Below are 16,816 nucleotides of genomic sequence, written 5' to 3'. Positions count from 1 at the left end.
TAATTACTTAAGTGTAAATTGCATTCCTTCTTGGAACTTTTTCGCAAATAGTAAGAAGATAATAATGATTGGCATGGTTAATAACACCGCTGCCGCGTACATAGGCCCTGGATAGCCGCCATAAGGACCAAACATTTGTGATAAAAGGACGTTTAAAGTTAGCATATTATCGCTCTTCGCGACTAACATATCCCATAACAACTCGGTCCATCTTTCCATAAACAAGAATAAGAAGATAACAGTCGAAATCGATTTCGACATTGGCAGGACGATTTTAAACATGATTTGCAATTCACTCGCCCCATCCAATTTTGCGGCTTCAATAAATGTATCTGGTATCGCCTTAAAGAAGTTGGTATACATAAATACAGCCCATAAGCTGAGGGCTTTTGGTAAAATCATTCCCCAATAAGAGTCATACATGCCGAGTCTTTGAATCACAAGGAACGTAGGGATTAACAAAATAATCGCCGGGAAAAACATTTGAAATAAAATCACATTATTAACGGTGTCTCTTCCTTTAAAAGGAATTTTCGCTAAGGCATACGCAACCATAACACCTGTGACCATCATTAAAAACGTTGATGCACCAGAAACGATAAAACTGTTAAAAAACGCATTAAGCCATGGCCTTGGGATGACCGCTTCGCCCCCACCAAGCAGCCATTGATATGATTTCAAGCTGTACTCTGTTGGAATGAGCTTCTTATCTACTTGATCCCAAACAGCAAAGGAATTTAACACCATATAAATATACGGAAAGATCATAATCAGTAAGAGAACAACGGCAATTAGGTAACGAAACAATAATCCGTTTTTCTTAGCTCCACCCATTTCGTTTCCCCCACATTTCTAAGAGTTTTCGAATGATAAATATTGAAATAAACGTTACTACTGACGCAATAATGGCAATCGCTGAAGCATAGCCCGCTTGAAGATTCGTGAATGCTCTTGTAAAAATCTCCATTTGCCATGTATTAGTTGCAAAATTTGGTCCTCCACCTGTTAATTGATACACCTCTGTGAAAATACCAAATGTAACACCAATCGATAGGATTAATACTGTAAACAAAGCCGGGTACAGAAGTGGAAAGGTGATCTTCCAGAAACGCTGCCAGCCTGTTACCCCATCAATACTAGCTGCTTCATAAACTTCCTTATCAATACTCTCAAATCCTGACGTTAAAATTAGTGCATAGTAGCCAGTGAATTTCCAAGCGATAATCATCGCAACGACAAAGAGTGCCGCAAAAGGTGTTCCAAGCCAGTTTATATCTAATCCAAATGAGCCCCTCAAAAATTCATTCACTGGACTGTTGTAAGATAAGATCCCTTTAACGATAAATGACGATACAACCCCTGATGCTAAATAAGGCAGGAAAAACCCAATTAAAAATAGCCCTTTAAATTTAGGTAATCCTTGAACGATTAAAGCAACGATAATCGAAGATGCCACAACTAACGGCACAAACAATGCCATAAATTTAAAACTTACAAAAAATGCACTTTGAACCCCTGGACTCTTGAAAGCCTCCATGTAATTTTCCATACCAACGAAACTAAAAGTTGGTGCAATCAAATTCCAATCAGTAAAGGATAAAAACAGTGACCATACCAGTGGAATCAGAAAGAAAACGACCGCATATATAAGATAAGGACTGGCAAATAGCCAGCCCAACCTTCCTTGCTTTGTGCTCATTATTTAAGAGCCCCCTCAATTGCTTCTTGCATGTCCTTCCAGGCAGTTTTCGGATTTTTCTCACCTTTTACCACTGGATTGAAGGCATGTTGACCAATTAAAGTCTGAATATCATTGTATTTTGAATTATCCATCGGCGGGATACCGTTTGGAACGGCGGCTGCATATGGTTGTAATGCTGGATTTTTGTCAAAGAACGCTTTAAACGCATCGTTTGATGTTAAATCATCACGGGCAGGTGGTAAGCTTGTCTTTTCAAGCCATTTCAAATCATTTTCAGGTTTTGAATACACCCACTTAATGAAGTCCATCGCTGCTTTTTGTTGTTCTTTTGTTGCAGAAGCGTAAACAACTAGACCTTTTGTATCAGCAAACGTTTTTACATTGGTAGTATCTGTTCCATCTGGAACAGGTGGAGGTGTTAATGTATAGGTTTCATTGAATTTCATTTCTGGGAATTTTTCTTCCCAGTATGGAATAGTCCAAGGACCCACATCGACAAAAATTCCTAAACCACTTTCAAACGGATCTTTTGATTGTCTTGTTAACAGTGCATCAGCTTTACGAAGATCATCCATTAAGCCCAGTACTTGTTCACCAGCTTTTTGATCACCTGTGAATTTCGTTCCCTCAACAAACTTGTTACCATTTGATGCTGCATCATACAACATGAAGAAGTCGAACCATCTTTTCCAAGCTGTTGGATCAGCAAGGTCTGCTTTTGCCCATAAATATTTATCAGGATATTTTGCTTTTAATTTCTTCGCTACATCTAACATTTCGCTATAAGTTTTTGGCGGCTCGTTAAACCCGAGCTCTTTTAAAACATCCAATCTCCAGCCAAATAACATCGCATTTGAGTAAATTGGTAATACGTATTGGTGGCCGTCTGCAAACTCCCAGCCCTTCATCGTATTTTCCATGTTACGGTTTTTCTTTACCTCATCCCATCCATCTAATTCATCTAATGGTACAAGCGCTTTGCTTTCAGATAATTGAGCGGCAAACCCACGGTTGATATTTTCAGACATGGTAGGCGCGCTTTTACCTGCAATCGCAGATTGGATACTTGCTTCAGATGTCGGGCTTTCCTTCATAGGACTTACATTAACTTTGATCTTAGGATTTTCCTTTGTAAACTCTGCTGCGACTTCCTTCCAATATACTTGCTGTGTTGGGTTTGGAGCAGCCCAGAATTCAATTGTTGTTACTCCATCCTTTTTACCTGTTTCTTGCCCTGTATTGTTACCTGTAGAACAGGCAGCAAGACCAGAAACTGTAAGAGAAGCTGCGAATAAGATTGATGCTACTTTTTTCATTTTCATCTTATATTCCTCCAATGACTAATTCTAATCCAACCTTTTAATAAAAGTAGTAATGCCCTAAACTATAATTACACTATACAATTAATCACACGTGTTTCTGATGGCGTAACTGCCTTATCTGACAGCGCTATCAACAGCATTCAAAAAAAAGTATACTATTTGTAATCCAAGTCAAAAATTATGGTATTAACCCAAATCCCTCATTTCTCAACAAGTGTTGACGGAATTACAAAACATCAAAATAACTTTAAAGTCATGTAAGTTATCACCTTACAAACGTAATTATTGCACCTTACTTTAATAATGTCAACAATTAATCACTAAAGCAATAAAGTTAATTATAAATAACTTACATTTTTGTCATCCTTATAACTATTGTAATTTTTGCGTTGTAACGTTACAATATAATTACAAGTAATGACAAATTATTATTAAGATATAGATTAAGGGAGAACAAAGAAATGGAAAAAAAAGTGACTATGCAGGATATAGCGGATCGGTTAAATATCTCGAAAAACTCCGTTTCCCAGGCATTATCTGGAAAGCCGGGAGTTAGTGAAGATACCCGCAGGCTTGTACAAACTACTGCAGATGAATTAGGTTATTCCTATTCTAATAGTAGGAATCAAAAGCAAGTTGAAAAAAAGACACTAAAAAACATCGCTCTAATTGCTTCTGATTATGCATTTTCACTTAAAAGCTTTTTTGGTGAAATTTACTTAAGTGTTGAAAAAGAGCTTAGAGTTCGGGGGATGAATTTGTTTATTGAATCGATAGATAGCGAAGCCAAAAATAATTTATCGCTGCCTTCCTTATTAATAAATCACGAAATCGATGGCATTTTAATCCTATCTCATATCAGTACGGACTATATTTCTACGATAATAAATACGGGGATCCCTACGGTTTTAATTGATCATCATGAACCGCACCTAGAAGCTGATTCGATCCTGACCAATAATCGGTTCGGAGCCTACACTGCTGTGGAATATTTAATTCAATTAGGTCATCGTGAAATAGCGTTTGTAGGTAATGTGGACATTTCTCCTAGCTATCAAGAACGATTAGAAGGATACCTGCTAGCTTTAAAAAGATACGGGATAAGCCCTAATGAAGATTTCATATTAACCAACACACAGGAAAATCAGCATGATATCAATTTATTTCTTAACGGCCTTCAAGACATGCCTTCAGCATGGTTTTGTGTGAATGACGGCAAAGGTTTCCTAGTTACATCCATATTGCAGCAAAGAGGTTTAAAAGTACCGGAAGATGCATCAGTATGCAGCTTTGATAATGGGCAATTGTCACAAATTGCAACCCCTACGATTACAACGATGGATATCGATTTAAATTATTACGGAAAAAAGGCAGTCGAACAACTTTGTTGGAGAATGGAAAACAATGAAGAACCGTTTCAGGAAATCCTGTTACCAACCAAGTTAATCATAAGAGAGTCCACTGCTAAGAAAAAATAATAATCATCGGAGTGAATTTATAAACAAATACAACCCCGCTGCCACTTTTTTTAGTGATAGCGGGGTTGTTATTTTGAAAGGATAATATTTCTAGATTATTTGCATTACTTTTTAAATAACCAGCCTTTTTTGTAAAACCAAAAAATCATTACTGTGACTATGATCGCCATAACCCCGAGCGTAATAAAATAGCCGTATTTCCAATGTAACTCTGGCATATGGTCAAAATTCATTCCGTACACGCCCACAATAAATGTAAGTGGCATAAAAATGGTAGTGATCACGGTAAGTGTCATCATAATGGAGTTCATTCGATTGGATTGAACGGACATGTAATTCTCCCTCATATCAGAAGTAACGTCTTGATTAGAAGCAACCATATCTGTTAACTTCATCAAGTGATCATAGATATCTGAAAAATAATGGTGAATTTGCTTTGTGTCCTGTATCCGCTTCGAGTTTATCATCCGGTATAACAAATCTCTCATCGGAATGATCGTTTTCCGCAAACGAATCAAATCTCTGCGAATCTCATAAACCTCTTCGATGATTTTTTTGCTGCTTGCTTCCTTCTCTTCATATTCATTTAGCTTGTCCTCAATTTGATGCAAAATCGGAAAATAGCAATCTACTAATTCATCTATAATGCTATGAAGAATATATAACGGGCCAGCCATTTCCATTTCATTACTTGCGGATAATTTTTGCTTAACCACATCTATCGCCTCTTCCTTTTCCTTATGAAAAGAAACGACATAGTTTTCTCCCACAAAAACATCTATCTCCTCACACCTGATTGTTTTACTTAATGAATGTAAAACAAAGAATAGGACTCCATCATAATAATTCATATTGGGGCGCTGGATAAAATGCAGACAATCTTCAATCGCCAAGGGATGAAAGTGGAAAAATTCACTTAACAACTTTGTTTCCTCTTCTGTTGGTTCCTCAAAATCCACCCAATAAAATTTGAAACGATCTGACCTTAATTCCTCCAACTTTACATCTTTTATCAACTGGTTATCTTGTGTAATCGCATAGGTAAAAATCATTCATAACCCTCACTTTATTGATTTCAGCCTTTCCAAATTCCACACTCTCTTTTTAACGGTCTATTTAAAAGATATTACCATAAATGTGTTAACGATACTTACACATAAAAATGAGCTTGGAAAATGTATCTCCCAGCTCATTTATTTCACTGACTAGTTGTATTTTATTTTCATTTCACTATTTTCGAGGCAAAGTCTGCATGATAATCACGGAAAGTCGGGTTTTCTCCACAGACCATCAAGCCTTGCCCCCAGTTTACGTGTACATCGGCAGTCGGTTTATCCGACGGGTCCCGATATTGGAATAATACGTTTCTCCGCGGCCGGTCACTTCGATTACTATCCGACCCGTGGATCGTTAAATAATTAAAAAATAGAACGTCACCTGCTTCGGCAGGGCACGGGGTCCCTATGGAAATCGGATATTCCTTATGATTTAAGTAGTGACGGCCTACATGAGAAACGGGACCTTCTTGATGAGATTTTGGAATGACCCTCAGGCATCCGTTTTCCAAGTCTGCATCATCAAGATGAACACTAGCAGCCAACATAGTATGACTTTCGTGAGGAAAATAAGGATGATCCTGATGCATGGGAAAAGCTGCCCCCTTTTCAGGTGGCTTAACCAGCATTTTGGAGTGATGTAACTGCACATTCGGTCCGATTAGCTTTTGCAAAATAGACACCATATTGGGATGGATTACCGCTCTCGAAAAGGATGCATCATGATAATGAACATCATGAAATCCTTTTAACACTAGTTTTTTTAACTCGTTTGCTGGGATGTACTCCCCTTGCCATGCATGATTTCGATCATGTTTTGTATTGGCTGCACGTTGAATAATCCGTTCTACTGCGGTTTTCATGCTCTCTACTTCCTCTTTTGAAAAAACCCCTTTAACAAGCAAGTATCCATTTTCATGGTAAAATTCCGCTTCCTTTAAAGTAATCATTCCATTTCCTCCTTTAAGGTTGATCATATAATTGTTATAATTTTAAGAAAATAATAGGTTTCTGTCTTTATCCAAATAGGCTGTTTTTTTGTCTTTTGAAGACATCGGAGGGATGTTTTTGATCGTTCAATCATGTAAACACAGTGAAGGAAGTTTAAATCAATATGCCCTGGGGCCGCTTGGAGAAGAAATTGCCTTTAAGGTGAATTACTGGGGGGTGAACCCAAAACATTTCAACAATCCCGTACATAGGCATTCCTTCTATGAAGTGTGTTATGTACTAAGTGGAGAAGGACTTTATAAAGACTTGGATGACCAATTTCGGTTAAAGAAAGGGACATTATTTTTATCTCGTCCGAACATTCATCATCAAATTCTAAGTGAAACAGGACTGTTTCTTGTATTTGTCGCATTTGAGATTTTACATGAAAAATCAATGGATGAGGCCAGTCACAGGTTTAATCAACTGGCGAGAACCAATAGGATTTGTGTCAGTGAGGCAGATGATTCTCCAACGGCCTTAATCTGGAGGGCATTAGTAGATTATACGTCAAACTGGAGCGGCGACGATTTCAATATAATTACTAGTATGGCACACACACTCATACTGTCCTTTCACTCTTTGTTCTCCGAAGCAAATCAGCGAAACCGCAGTCCTGAAAAAATCTTTTTGAATAGTTCACCTACACACTTGTATCAAGCAAAATTGTTTATCCGCGATAATTTATCAGAACCCTTGAAGCTAGAGGATGTCGCCGACTATCTTCACATTTCTAGTCGTCATTTATCGAGGCTCTTTTCTAATGAATTGTGCGAAAGTTTCTCCCATTATATTCGCAAGGAAAGGGTACGCGAAGCGGCTCGCCTGCTTGAAATGACAAGCATTCCAATTAAAGAAATCGCTGATGTTACCGGCTTTGGATCCGTGCATTACTTTACACGCGTATTTACTACGATGATGAACTCTTCACCTGCTAGGTATCGAAATGATTACTTGAAAAGAGAAAAGACTGAAATCAATTGAATTGATTTCAGTCTTTTCTAGATATGGGCCTTTATGCTGTATTATTAATGCGATTTCAATTTTAATGTAGAACAAACAGTCAACTAGCTTTGACTAGTTGACTGTTTGATTAATGGCACTGCTTTTATCCTATCTTAACTTAACGATAAATGTCTTAAGTTCGTATGGTTTAATATCAAACGCAAAAGCCTCATTTCCTCGTACTTCGGAAGTACTTCTTTCCATTAAATCGCATTCCTGCCAGGAATCAATATGGAAATCACTAGTTACTTCGACTGTTCCTCTTGCACCTGCAAATTCATGCAGCCGGACAATGAGATGTTCACCATTTTCTGCTTTTTTAACAGCGTCAACCATCACATTTGGAGCAGTCACGTTGAAGAGTGACATGCATTCTGTCTGGCCTTCTCCGTAGGTTAATGGATTATTGAGCTCCCAAGCATGCTGTACAGTATTTCCTTCATACCAGCTTCCAGTATGGGGAAGCAAGGAATACGTAAACAAATGTTCACCTTGGTCCGCTTCTATATCCGGATAAGTAGCCGATTTTAATAAGGTAAGGCGCATGACATTATCCTTAATGTCATGTCCGTATTTGCAATCGTTCAATATGCTCACACCATAATCTCTTTCAGATAGATCCGCCCACTGATGACCAACCGTTTCAAACCGAGCATAATCCCAGCTTGTATTCCAATGCGTTGGACGCTTTACATTTCCATACTGAATATCGTATGTCGCCTCCGTTGCCCGAATTTCGACAGGGAATGCTACCTTCAACAGTTGGTTTAGATCATGCCAATCAATTTTTGTTTCAAAATCGATACGCGGATTGTTCGCATACAAGGTCATTTTTTGATGGATGACCGAGTTTGAATAGGCCCATATAAACTCAACTACACATCGGATTGGACCATTTTCAAGGATTCTTGTTCCCTTCAAAGTCGAGATCTCTTTCATCTTTTCTTGATAATAAAGATCGATATCCCATGCATCAAATTGCATCGGTTTATCCTCAAATACCTGGAATACATTCCCACGCGTGTTAGGGGCTAAAACTTCCCTTTTATTTTTCCTGTCATATAGTCTTGTCAGCTGACCACTATCATTCCATGAAACCTCATAATAGTTGGAAGAAACACTATTTCCAGAAACATGGAAGGGTGAAGCTGTTACATTCATTCCCTGTTCATAATAAACGGAGCTTTTTCCGAGGGAAGGAACTTCATCAACTCTGACCAGCCATTCTCCATCAGCCGTTTGCTGGGCCTCCAATACCTCTCCGGTCTCTTTCTTCCACACTAATTCTCCAGTCGTGTTCGTGTTGATTTTCACGGTATCATTTCGTTTCCACGAAGAGGAATTATAAATCGAATACATATGCTTGCCATGATTTACGGCTAAAGACTGTGAAGCCTCCTTCCAGGCATTAGCCGCAAGCTCATACGCTTCAGCATATTCCAGTTTGCTGTCTTCATAAACCTCGTGAATAGATGATCCCGGAATGATGTCGTGGAACTGATTGCGCAGCACGATCTTCCAACTTTCTTCCAAGTCTTGTGCAGGATATGCTGACCATGAACCTGACAGTACACTGCTTAAGGTGTTCAGCCATTCTGTTTCACGAAGAAGCAGCTCCATTTTACGGTTCATCCGTTTATTATACGCCTGAGATGTATAGGTCCCGCGGTGATACTCCAGATACAATTCTCCATCCCACGTGTGAACATACTGATCAGTTTTGTCTACCGTCTCATGCAAGCGTTTAAAAAATTCATCCGCTCTGCCTGTCTTAACAGCAGGTATGCCTGGCATCTTATCTAATTTTCTTCTCATCTCTAACATTTCACGATTTACGCCGCCTCCGCCATCTCCATAACCATAGGAAATGAGCAACTCCTGGTTCACAGCTTTATCGCGATACGCTTCCCAAACCCCTTTTACCGAACGGGGAGTGATCTGTCCGTTGTATGTATAGAACCAGCGGTCATCCTCAGGGGTGGTGATAAAATGAGTTAAAATCTCTGTTCCATCGATCCCTCTCCATTTAAAGGTGTCATGCGGCATTCTATTAAACTGGCTCCAGCTAATTTTTGTAGTCATAAAGGTTTTTATGCCGGATTTCACTAAAATTTGCGGAAGTGCCCAGCTATATCCAAAAACATCTGGAAGCCATAAATATTCGCATTCCTTCCCATAGTTTTCGCGGAAGAATTTAGTACCCAGCAACAATTGACGGACAAGTGATTCCCCCGATGTCAGATTGCAGTCTGCTTCCAGCCACATTCCACCTTCTGTTTCCCAACGGCCTTCTTGAACTCTTCCTTCAATTTGTTTAAAAATCTCCGGGTAATCTTTTTTAATATAATCATATAATTGAGGCTGTGTTTGTAAAAAAACGTAATCTGGGTATTGCTCCATTAAACGAAGAACGGTAGAAAAAGAGCGTGCGGCTTTTTCTCTAGTATGTTTCAGCCTCCATAACCATGCCACATCAATGTGAGTGTGTCCGATGGCCGTTACGGTAACAGGATAATTTTTCGGAATTCGCTCGATTTCTTCATTTAAGGTCGTTTGTGCTTGATAAAGAGAATCATAGAAGCCCTCTGAACCAGGAACAGACCAATCGATCTTCAGGAAAGCCCTGTCTAAGGCTTTTAGCAGGGTTTGCCTTTCAGGCTGATTTTCCTGTAGATACTCGATCGTCGCTAGTGCAGCCCTAGCTGTGTAATACAGATCATCTACCTTTTCATCCAGACAGGCGATAAAGGCCGTTTTCAACTGGTGTTCCTGCAGCGTTGGCTTCCCTCCGCCTTCAAGCCCTGACCACAGCCGGAAGCACATTTCAATAGTCGTCCCTGCTAGACTACTATCTAAAAATACCTCTTGATGGTTCATGTCTACACCCTGATAGGGCTCCCCGTTTACATACAGCAGTGACTCAAACCCTGAATTATGACCGCCGCCTGTTTTTCCAAAATCAAATACACCGACAATTTTTTGTTGTTCCCAATTTTTAGGAATTGGGATGAGTGTTTTAAGCCAAATGTACTTATCGCGTCCTTCCCATCTTTCCCGTATATTCATTGTTCTCCATGGCCCGTCTTCGGGCGGCCGTTGCGAAACCTTGCCATCTTCATCATCTTGAGCTTGTAATGATGCCACTGGCTGAACATTTCTATACCGATAGGAATCTAGTTCCTCTATCCGTCTTTCCAACTTTTCAATAGTCCAAAACATATCAAACGCTCCTCTAAATAAAGATTATCCTTTGGAGGCTCCACCTAAGCTGAAGCCTTGGGACATAAATCGTTGTGAAAACATATACAAGATGACTGAAGGCATCGTATAAATCAGCGAGAAAGCAGCAAGTTTTCCGTATTCAATCATTCCAAAGTTTCCAAAAAATTGAAAAATCGTTACAGAAGCAGGAAATTTATCCGGGGTCTGGATTAAGATGTACGGCACGAAAAAGTTCCCCCAACTTCCGGAAAAGGTAAAGATGGCGACCGTGCATATGCCAGGAATCATTAAGGGGGCAACCACTTTCCTTAATCCTGCCCAGACGGATGCTCCATCGATCCACGCGGACTCTTCCAATTCCAATGGAACAGAATCCATAAAATTCTTCATCATCCAAATCGCATAGGGCAGCCCGGATGCAGTCAAAAACAAAATGGTCCCGATGAGAGAATCCTGCATGTTGATATAAATAAAGAGTTGATAGACAGGCACCATTACCGCAGTAATGGGTAAAGCGGTCATAAACAAAATGGTATACATAAATGGCTTTTTAAACTTCAAGGCATAACGTGAAAGTGGGTACGCTGCCATAACGGCAACAACTACAACCAGCACTGCCTGTCCTAATGAAATAAACAGCCCAATTCCAAAGGAACGAAGATTGGCAGGATCCGCCAAGATTGACGTAAAGTTGTTTACCGTAAAGGAGCTGGGCATTTTTAAAGCTTGCTGGGCATTTGGATCGAAGGATGCAAACAACACCCACAAAAGCGGTAAAAGAAACATGATTCCAAGGACTGTTAAAATAATGTATGGAACCAGTTTTTCAGTTTTATAACGGTTCACAGTAACTCCTCCTAAAGATTGACCTTCATAGAGCGGATATAAATCAAGCTTGCACCGATACCGATGACGAGCAGGATGAGTGAAATCGCCGTTCCATAGCCAAGTTGATAATTGACAAATGCCTGGTTGTACATAAAAATAGGAAGAGTTTGTGTTGATGTTCCAGGCCCTCCGCCTGTCATAGAAAAAATCAAGGTAAAAACACCTAATGTTTGCAAGGTTACCAGAACCATATTGGTAACGATGGATCCTTTAACCATTGGCAGTACAATGCGAAACATGACTTGAAAACGAGAGGCTCCATCCATCATAGCTGCCTCTTCCACACTTTTCGGAACATCATCCAAGGCTGCTTGGAAGACGAGCATCGAAAAGGCCGTTCCGTGCCAAATATTCGCGACGACTACGCTAACCATCGGAAAGGTGTATAACCACGTAACCGGCTTTAAGCCTATATGCTGCAAAATTAAATTTAAGGTCCCGTTATCACTTAAAAATGCTACCCAGCAAAAAGCTACCACAATTTCAGGGGTTACCCAGCCTGCAAGAACAATGATGCCGATGATTCGACGAAACGTTTTGTTTTTCTCCTTCATAAGGACAGCCAAAATGAACCCTAAAACCTGCTGGCCAATAACGGCAGAAAAAAGCAAGAACACAATGGTTTTTACAACACTGATTCGGAAATTGGGGTCTTCAAACATGGATAAAAAGTTTTGAAATCCGATAAACTGAATATCCTTAGCCTCTGTTCCTGTTAACGCAAGATTCGTAAACGCAAAATAAAAAGTTAGTAATATAGGTCCAACAAAAAAGACAAGCAATAGGATCCATGCTGGCAATAAGAAGAGAACCGATTTTACAAGAGTATGATCCTTTCTCTTCTTCTCTTTTATGGCGACTGTTGGTGATACAACCGTATTTGTATTCATTTCACACCCCGGTCGATTATATTTAAAACAAAGGTTACCTTTTACAAAGAACAAAAAGGTAACCTTTATTTTACTTTTTGTGGATGATTATTTTTCAATCACATTGTCTTGACCGACAATTTTTGTAACATTTTTCTGATATTCCTTTGCAGCCTGCTCAGGAGTTAATTTTTCTGTTACAACGTCCTCGACAAGTGATTGAATTTGTGTGGATACAGTTGGATATTTATCAACGGCAGGACGGAATTGAGCAAATTTCAAAAATTCAGTCGCTTCCTTAAACATCGGAATTTCCTGATACGACTTCTCTTGTGCAACATCATCACGTGTTGTCAAATTTCTTTCTTTTGTTAGAAGTGACAGAGTGTGTTCCTTGCTTGAGACAAATTCAATAAATTCCCATGCTTCGTCTTTATGCTGTGAATTGTTTGGAATAGAGAGTGCCCATCCGCCGGACATCGTGATGGTTCCAGGTGCTTCCCCATTTTGGGTCGGCATCGCGGCAAATCCTAACGTCGTAAAGGCTTCAGGCCAAGGTACTGCGCCAGTCTCACCCCAGGTACCTGTCTGCCAGATTCCGTCTAAGCCAATGGCTAGCTTGCCTTTAGGCATTAATTGCTGATAAGCCACAGCACCTGCCTGTCCATTTAATACTTGAGAAAGATTCGGACCAAGCTTTTCCTTATAAATCGTATCTATAAATTTGAAGGTATCCGTAAGTCCTTGGCTCTTTACAATCCATTTTTTCGAATCGTTATCATAAAGCGGAGTTTTCGTTCCATAAAGCAACATTTCAAATGTTTGCATTGATGTTGCTTCCCCTGTTGCTTTTCCGGAGTTCATCCAAAACGGTGTCACATCAGGAAGCTTTTCTTTTATGGTTCTTGCGGCCTGCAGGATATCATCCCATGACTTAGGCTCCCATGGAACTGGAAGGCCCGCCTTCGTGAATAGATCCTTGTTATACCAAAGTCCTCGGGAGTCGGTGTTAAAAGGCACCCCATAAATCTTACCGTCCTGCGCAATAACACCTTGCTTAACATTTTCGGTATAGTTGCTCCAATCACTCCAACCCTCGATCTTATCATCAAGCGGTGTCAAATAACCGGCGCTCGCATCTGAATTCACCATAAAGGTATCCTCTGTTACGATATCAGGCGCTGTATTTTTGGATTTCAGCATTAAGGCAATTTTTGCAAAATAATCCCCTTCCGAGACATTTAAGGGCGCCAGCTGAATGTCTATTTTGGGGTTGTTCTTTTCATATTCCGGGATAATTTCTTTATTGAGCCAATCTGTAAACCCTTTGTTCGTTCCTCCACCAGATCGATAGGTAATTTTAATGACTTCTTTATTACTGTCTTTTGTCGATGCGCTTTGATTCGAGCATGCTGCACTTAACAATACACTTCCAGTGATAAGGGAAACAACTGCTAATCTCTTATACTTCTTCATTTTCATACACTCTCACCCATTCTCTCATTTATTGTTTTGAGCAAAAGAAAACGATTTCATAATTGAATATAAAAATGATGCCAATGTCCCAACCTAATTCATTCCTCCCTTGCCTTAATTTTCTAACTTTATATGTTGATAGGATAATTGATATATTTATATTAAGTCAATATGTTTTTTGAATATTTACTATATTCTTAATAAAAAATGATATAAAAGTACTATAATTCGGTCATATCTTTTAATGATTTTCTTTCTTTTCCTAGAAAAGGGACTAGTTGAACCGCCATAAAATTATATATTTTATAATGCATTGTAATGGGTTGTATTATATAATATATTTAATATATCATTTGAACGAAATGAGGATTAACATGGAAATTCCATTATATGAAAAAATCTATATTAATTTATTAAATCAGATCGAGACAGGTAAAATACAACCTGGGGATCAAGTTCCCACAGAGAGAGAACTAGCGGACCAATTTCAAGTAAGCAGAATCACTTCGAAAAAGGCGCTTGATAAATTGGTGCAAATTGGGGCAATCGAGCGCATTAGAGGCAAAGGTTCCTATGTTTCTATGACCCTTCCTGATTTTGGAACAGTTGATTCAAAGAATCAGCTGGAACAAAGGGAACATCAGGATCAAGACGTGAATGGATTGATTGGTCTGATTATACCTGAGTTCTTTTCCGATAGTTTTGGAAGGATAATGCTGAATAATATTGAGAAGCGCTGCTCTGAATTGAAGTTTAACCTGTTGGTCAAGTTGACATATGGCAGCCAAGAACAAGAAGAAGAAGCCATTCATTCCATGATTCAGCAGGGGGTAAAAGGGATTATTATTTGTCCAGTCCACGGGCAGCATTACACAGCAAACTTATTACGACTGGTACTTGAGGGATTTCCACTCGTCTTAATTGACAGATATTTAAAAGGAATTCAAGCTTGTGCCGTTTATACAAACAATAAGACAGCGACTCAGGAATTAACAGAGTTTTTGTTTTCCAAAGGACATAAGCATATTGCGTTTGTTTCCCCGCCAGAAGAATACACCTCATCAATCGAAGAGAGAATTCAAGGATTTATGACGGCATATTCGCAGAGGGAAATGGGAGTTAGTCCAAATTATTTATTAACGGATATTTTCTGTACCTTGCCGACATTTAGGCAATCAGAGCAGGTTTTTGAGGATGAGATGAAACTACAGAAGTTTATCGAGGAAAATCCACAGGTGACCGCATTCATTGCTTGTGAGTATGAAATAGCATGTGTACTAGCCCAAGTACTTAAATCACTTGGAAAATCGGTTCCTAAAGATTATGCCATTGCTTGTTTCGACCATCCCGGACGGCTGTATAACGCTATGGTTTTCACTCACATTCAACAAGATGAAGAATTTATTGGCATAAAAACAGTAGATTTACTTTTTAAACAAATTCAAGGTGAGAAAGTACCAATACAAAATATGATAGATTTCAAATTGGTTGAAGGTAATAGCGTATCAAATATAACCCTGCCTGCCCACGTTCGTTCGTAGGATGTGATTAGCTGTTTATTGAACACTCCATATGTCCTTTATAGCGCGAAGTTTACATTTTTGTTCATATTTGAAATGAAATTTCGCACCCAAACTCTATTAAGATAGTTATAAAGAACAATAATAATGTGTTTGGAGGAGACATCGTGAATCGACTGTGGGCTGCTGTAGCGTTGGTGCTTATATTAGTAACAGGCTGTTCATCAACTAAATCCAGTACAGCAATGGATGGGGAAGAAATCTATAAAGAAAGTTGCGCCGCTTGTCACGGCGATACATTACAAGGAGCTGTTGGCCCGGGATTAACACATATGAAAGATAAATATTCTGAAGCGGAAGTTCTGAAGATTGTCAACGAAGGCACGAAAAAAATGCCTGGAAATCTATTAGATGCGGAAAAATCAGAGATTGTAACAAAATGGCTGATGGAAAATTGACCATAAAAAAAACACCGGTTTTCGGTGTTTTTTTGTGGTTATTTGAAACCGATTATATCTTTGTATTGATAAAATTTATTAAACTGGATTTATACTAGGGGTGTTAAGAGTCATTATAGGGGGATTAAAAATGCTTCAGTTACTAAATAAGTCAGGTAATTTGGTTATTGTGTTACACGAAATCTATGGCATTAATCAACATATGGAGAGTTTTTGTCATTTACTATCAAAACAGAATTTTGATGTTATCTGTCCGAACTTATTAGAGCGCGAACATCCATTTGATTATTCTGAAGAGAAGACTGCCTACCATAATTTTATGGAGAATGTAGGGATTTCTAAAGCAGTACATAAAATAAAGAATCTATTAATAGATATTAAAAATGATTACCAAAAAATATTTATTATTGGATTTAGTGTCGGGGCAACTGTTGCTTGGTTGTGTAGTGAGGAAGATGGTCTTGATGGCGTTGTTGCATACTATGGTTCGAGAATAAGGAATTACGAACAAATAGTTCCGTTATGTCCTACAATTTTATTTTTTCCACAAGAGGAACAATCCTTTAATGTGGATGAGTTAATTTCAATTTTAGATAAAAAGAATGTCGAGATCCATAAATTTAATGGACAGCACGGATTTAGTGATCCATTCTCAACTAAATTTAATGAAAAGTCATACAAAAGCGCCTATAACGAAATGCTAAATTTTCTAAAGAGACATGAAAAAAGCACCGCAAACGCGATGCCATTTGTTGTACATATTTTCAAACATTTTAAAGAGTAAATGAAGGGTTTGTGACAGGTGTCAGAACCAATTAGGGATATCCCTTG

The 16,816-nt window shown here is 38.9% G+C and carries 14 protein-coding genes; 5 read left to right on the top strand and 9 right to left on the bottom strand.

Annotated features, from left to right (window positions below; translation table 11 throughout):
* Positions 1 to 3: 3 nt before the first annotated feature.
* Genes ACE198_RS09325 through ACE198_RS09315 form a run of 3 tightly spaced genes read right to left on the bottom strand, consistent with a single transcriptional unit; the run spans position 4 to position 3,018 of the window.
* On the bottom strand, positions 4 to 834 hold the full coding sequence (locus ACE198_RS09325; RefSeq protein WP_098573970.1) for a carbohydrate ABC transporter permease: 831 nt from the start codon (positions 832 to 834) through the stop codon (positions 4 to 6).
* Positions 821 to 1,699: a carbohydrate ABC transporter permease gene (locus tag ACE198_RS09320; protein WP_251461246.1), complete on the bottom strand. Its 879-nt coding sequence runs from the start codon at positions 1,697 to 1,699 to the stop codon at positions 821 to 823. The genes ACE198_RS09325 and ACE198_RS09320 overlap by 14 nt, the downstream gene beginning before the upstream one ends.
* Positions 1,699 to 3,018 carry an extracellular solute-binding protein gene (locus tag ACE198_RS09315; RefSeq protein ID WP_251461286.1) on the bottom strand — a complete coding sequence of 440 codons (1,320 nt, stop codon included), beginning with the start codon at positions 3,016 to 3,018 and terminating at the stop codon, positions 1,699 to 1,701. The genes ACE198_RS09320 and ACE198_RS09315 overlap by 1 nt, the downstream gene beginning before the upstream one ends.
* Before the next feature lie 467 nt (positions 3,019 to 3,485).
* On the opposite strand from ACE198_RS09315, the gene ACE198_RS09310 reads away from it, so the two are divergent.
* The gene (locus ACE198_RS09310; RefSeq protein WP_375375337.1) at positions 3,486 to 4,502 is read left to right on the top strand and encodes a LacI family DNA-binding transcriptional regulator; all 1,017 of its coding nucleotides are present in this window, start codon (positions 3,486 to 3,488) and stop codon (positions 4,500 to 4,502) included.
* A gap of 104 nt (positions 4,503 to 4,606) precedes the next feature.
* Here the strand turns inward: ACE198_RS09310 and corA are convergent, their stop codons facing one another.
* Both corA and ACE198_RS09300 read right to left on the bottom strand, forming a co-directional pair.
* On the bottom strand, positions 4,607 to 5,554 hold the full coding sequence (gene corA / locus ACE198_RS09305; protein ID WP_375375336.1) for a magnesium/cobalt transporter CorA: 948 nt from the start codon (positions 5,552 to 5,554) through the stop codon (positions 4,607 to 4,609).
* Between the two features lie 170 nt (positions 5,555 to 5,724).
* Positions 5,725 to 6,507 carry a phytanoyl-CoA dioxygenase family protein gene (locus tag ACE198_RS09300; protein WP_375375335.1) on the bottom strand — a complete coding sequence of 261 codons (783 nt, stop codon included), beginning with the start codon at positions 6,505 to 6,507 and terminating at the stop codon, positions 5,725 to 5,727.
* A gap of 118 nt (positions 6,508 to 6,625) precedes the next feature.
* Between ACE198_RS09300 and ACE198_RS09295 the strand changes: the two genes are divergently transcribed.
* Positions 6,626 to 7,531 (top strand): helix-turn-helix transcriptional regulator, encoded by a 906-nt coding sequence (locus ACE198_RS09295; protein WP_375375334.1) that lies wholly within the window; start codon positions 6,626 to 6,628, stop codon positions 7,529 to 7,531.
* Between the two features lie 129 nt (positions 7,532 to 7,660).
* On the opposite strand, the gene ACE198_RS09290 is transcribed toward ACE198_RS09295, so the two are convergent.
* From ACE198_RS09290 to ACE198_RS09275, 4 genes are all read right to left on the bottom strand, one after another.
* A complete protein-coding gene (locus ACE198_RS09290) occupies positions 7,661 to 10,771 on the bottom strand; it encodes an alpha-mannosidase (RefSeq protein WP_375375333.1) in 3,111 nt (1,036 codons plus the stop codon).
* Between the two features lie 24 nt (positions 10,772 to 10,795).
* On the bottom strand, positions 10,796 to 11,560 hold the full coding sequence (locus ACE198_RS09285) for a carbohydrate ABC transporter permease (protein WP_098574090.1): 765 nt from the start codon (positions 11,558 to 11,560) through the stop codon (positions 10,796 to 10,798).
* 71 nt (positions 11,561 to 11,631) lie between these two features.
* Positions 11,632 to 12,552 (bottom strand): carbohydrate ABC transporter permease, encoded by a 921-nt coding sequence (locus ACE198_RS09280; RefSeq protein ID WP_375375332.1) that lies wholly within the window; start codon positions 12,550 to 12,552, stop codon positions 11,632 to 11,634.
* Between the two features lie 87 nt (positions 12,553 to 12,639).
* Positions 12,640 to 14,007, bottom strand: a complete 1,368-nt coding sequence (locus ACE198_RS09275; protein WP_375375331.1) for an extracellular solute-binding protein — start codon at positions 14,005 to 14,007, stop codon at positions 12,640 to 12,642.
* 374 nt (positions 14,008 to 14,381) lie between these two features.
* Between ACE198_RS09275 and ACE198_RS09270 the strand changes: the two genes are divergently transcribed.
* From ACE198_RS09270 to ACE198_RS09260, 3 genes are all read left to right on the top strand, one after another.
* Positions 14,382 to 15,548, top strand: coding sequence for a GntR family transcriptional regulator (locus ACE198_RS09270; protein WP_375375330.1), 1,167 nt, complete (start codon positions 14,382 to 14,384; stop codon positions 15,546 to 15,548).
* A 146-nt stretch (positions 15,549 to 15,694) separates the two neighbouring features.
* A complete protein-coding gene (locus ACE198_RS09265) occupies positions 15,695 to 15,985 on the top strand; it encodes a c-type cytochrome (RefSeq protein ID WP_375375329.1) in 291 nt (96 codons plus the stop codon).
* Between the two features lie 130 nt (positions 15,986 to 16,115).
* Entirely contained in the window at positions 16,116 to 16,769 is a 654-nt protein-coding gene (locus ACE198_RS09260; protein WP_375375328.1) for a dienelactone hydrolase family protein, read from the top strand.
* Positions 16,770 to 16,816: the final 47 nt, after the last annotated feature.

This window comes from Neobacillus sp. KR4-4 (assembly GCF_042136325.1).
GTDB lineage: Bacteria > Bacillota > Bacilli > Bacillales > Cytobacillaceae > Neobacillus.
This window is presented reverse-complemented; position numbering and strand designations above follow the sequence as displayed.

What these genes read in the sequence shown, in the direction of transcription:
- ACE198_RS09325 (WP_098573970.1), bottom strand. Translation starts at nt 834, where the DNA reads ATGGGTGGAGCTAAGAAAAACGGATTATTGTTTCGTTACCTAATTGCC.
- ACE198_RS09320 (WP_251461246.1), bottom strand. Translation starts at nt 1,699, where the DNA reads ATGAGCACAAAGCAAGGAAGGTTGGGCTGGCTATTTGCCAGTCCTTAT.
- ACE198_RS09315 (WP_251461286.1), bottom strand. Translation starts at nt 3,018, where the DNA reads ATGAAAAAAGTAGCATCAATCTTATTCGCAGCTTCTCTTACAGTTTCT.
- ACE198_RS09310 (WP_375375337.1), top strand. Translation starts at nt 3,486, where the DNA reads ATGGAAAAAAAAGTGACTATGCAGGATATAGCGGATCGGTTAAATATC.
- corA (WP_375375336.1), bottom strand. Translation starts at nt 5,554, where the DNA reads ATGATTTTTACCTATGCGATTACACAAGATAACCAGTTGATAAAAGAT.
- ACE198_RS09300 (WP_375375335.1), bottom strand. Translation starts at nt 6,507, where the DNA reads ATGATTACTTTAAAGGAAGCGGAATTTTACCATGAAAATGGATACTTG.
- ACE198_RS09290 (WP_375375333.1), bottom strand. Translation starts at nt 10,771, where the DNA reads ATGTTTTGGACTATTGAAAAGTTGGAAAGACGGATAGAGGAACTAGAT.
- ACE198_RS09285 (WP_098574090.1), bottom strand. Translation starts at nt 11,560, where the DNA reads ATGTTTCTTTTACCGCTTTTGTGGGTGTTGTTTGCATCCTTCGATCCA.
- ACE198_RS09280 (WP_375375332.1), bottom strand. Translation starts at nt 12,552, where the DNA reads ATGAATACAAATACGGTTGTATCACCAACAGTCGCCATAAAAGAGAAG.
- ACE198_RS09275 (WP_375375331.1), bottom strand. Translation starts at nt 14,007, where the DNA reads ATGAAGAAGTATAAGAGATTAGCAGTTGTTTCCCTTATCACTGGAAGT.
- ACE198_RS09270 (WP_375375330.1), top strand. Translation starts at nt 14,382, where the DNA reads ATGGAAATTCCATTATATGAAAAAATCTATATTAATTTATTAAATCAG.
- ACE198_RS09260 (WP_375375328.1), top strand. Translation starts at nt 16,116, where the DNA reads ATGCTTCAGTTACTAAATAAGTCAGGTAATTTGGTTATTGTGTTACAC.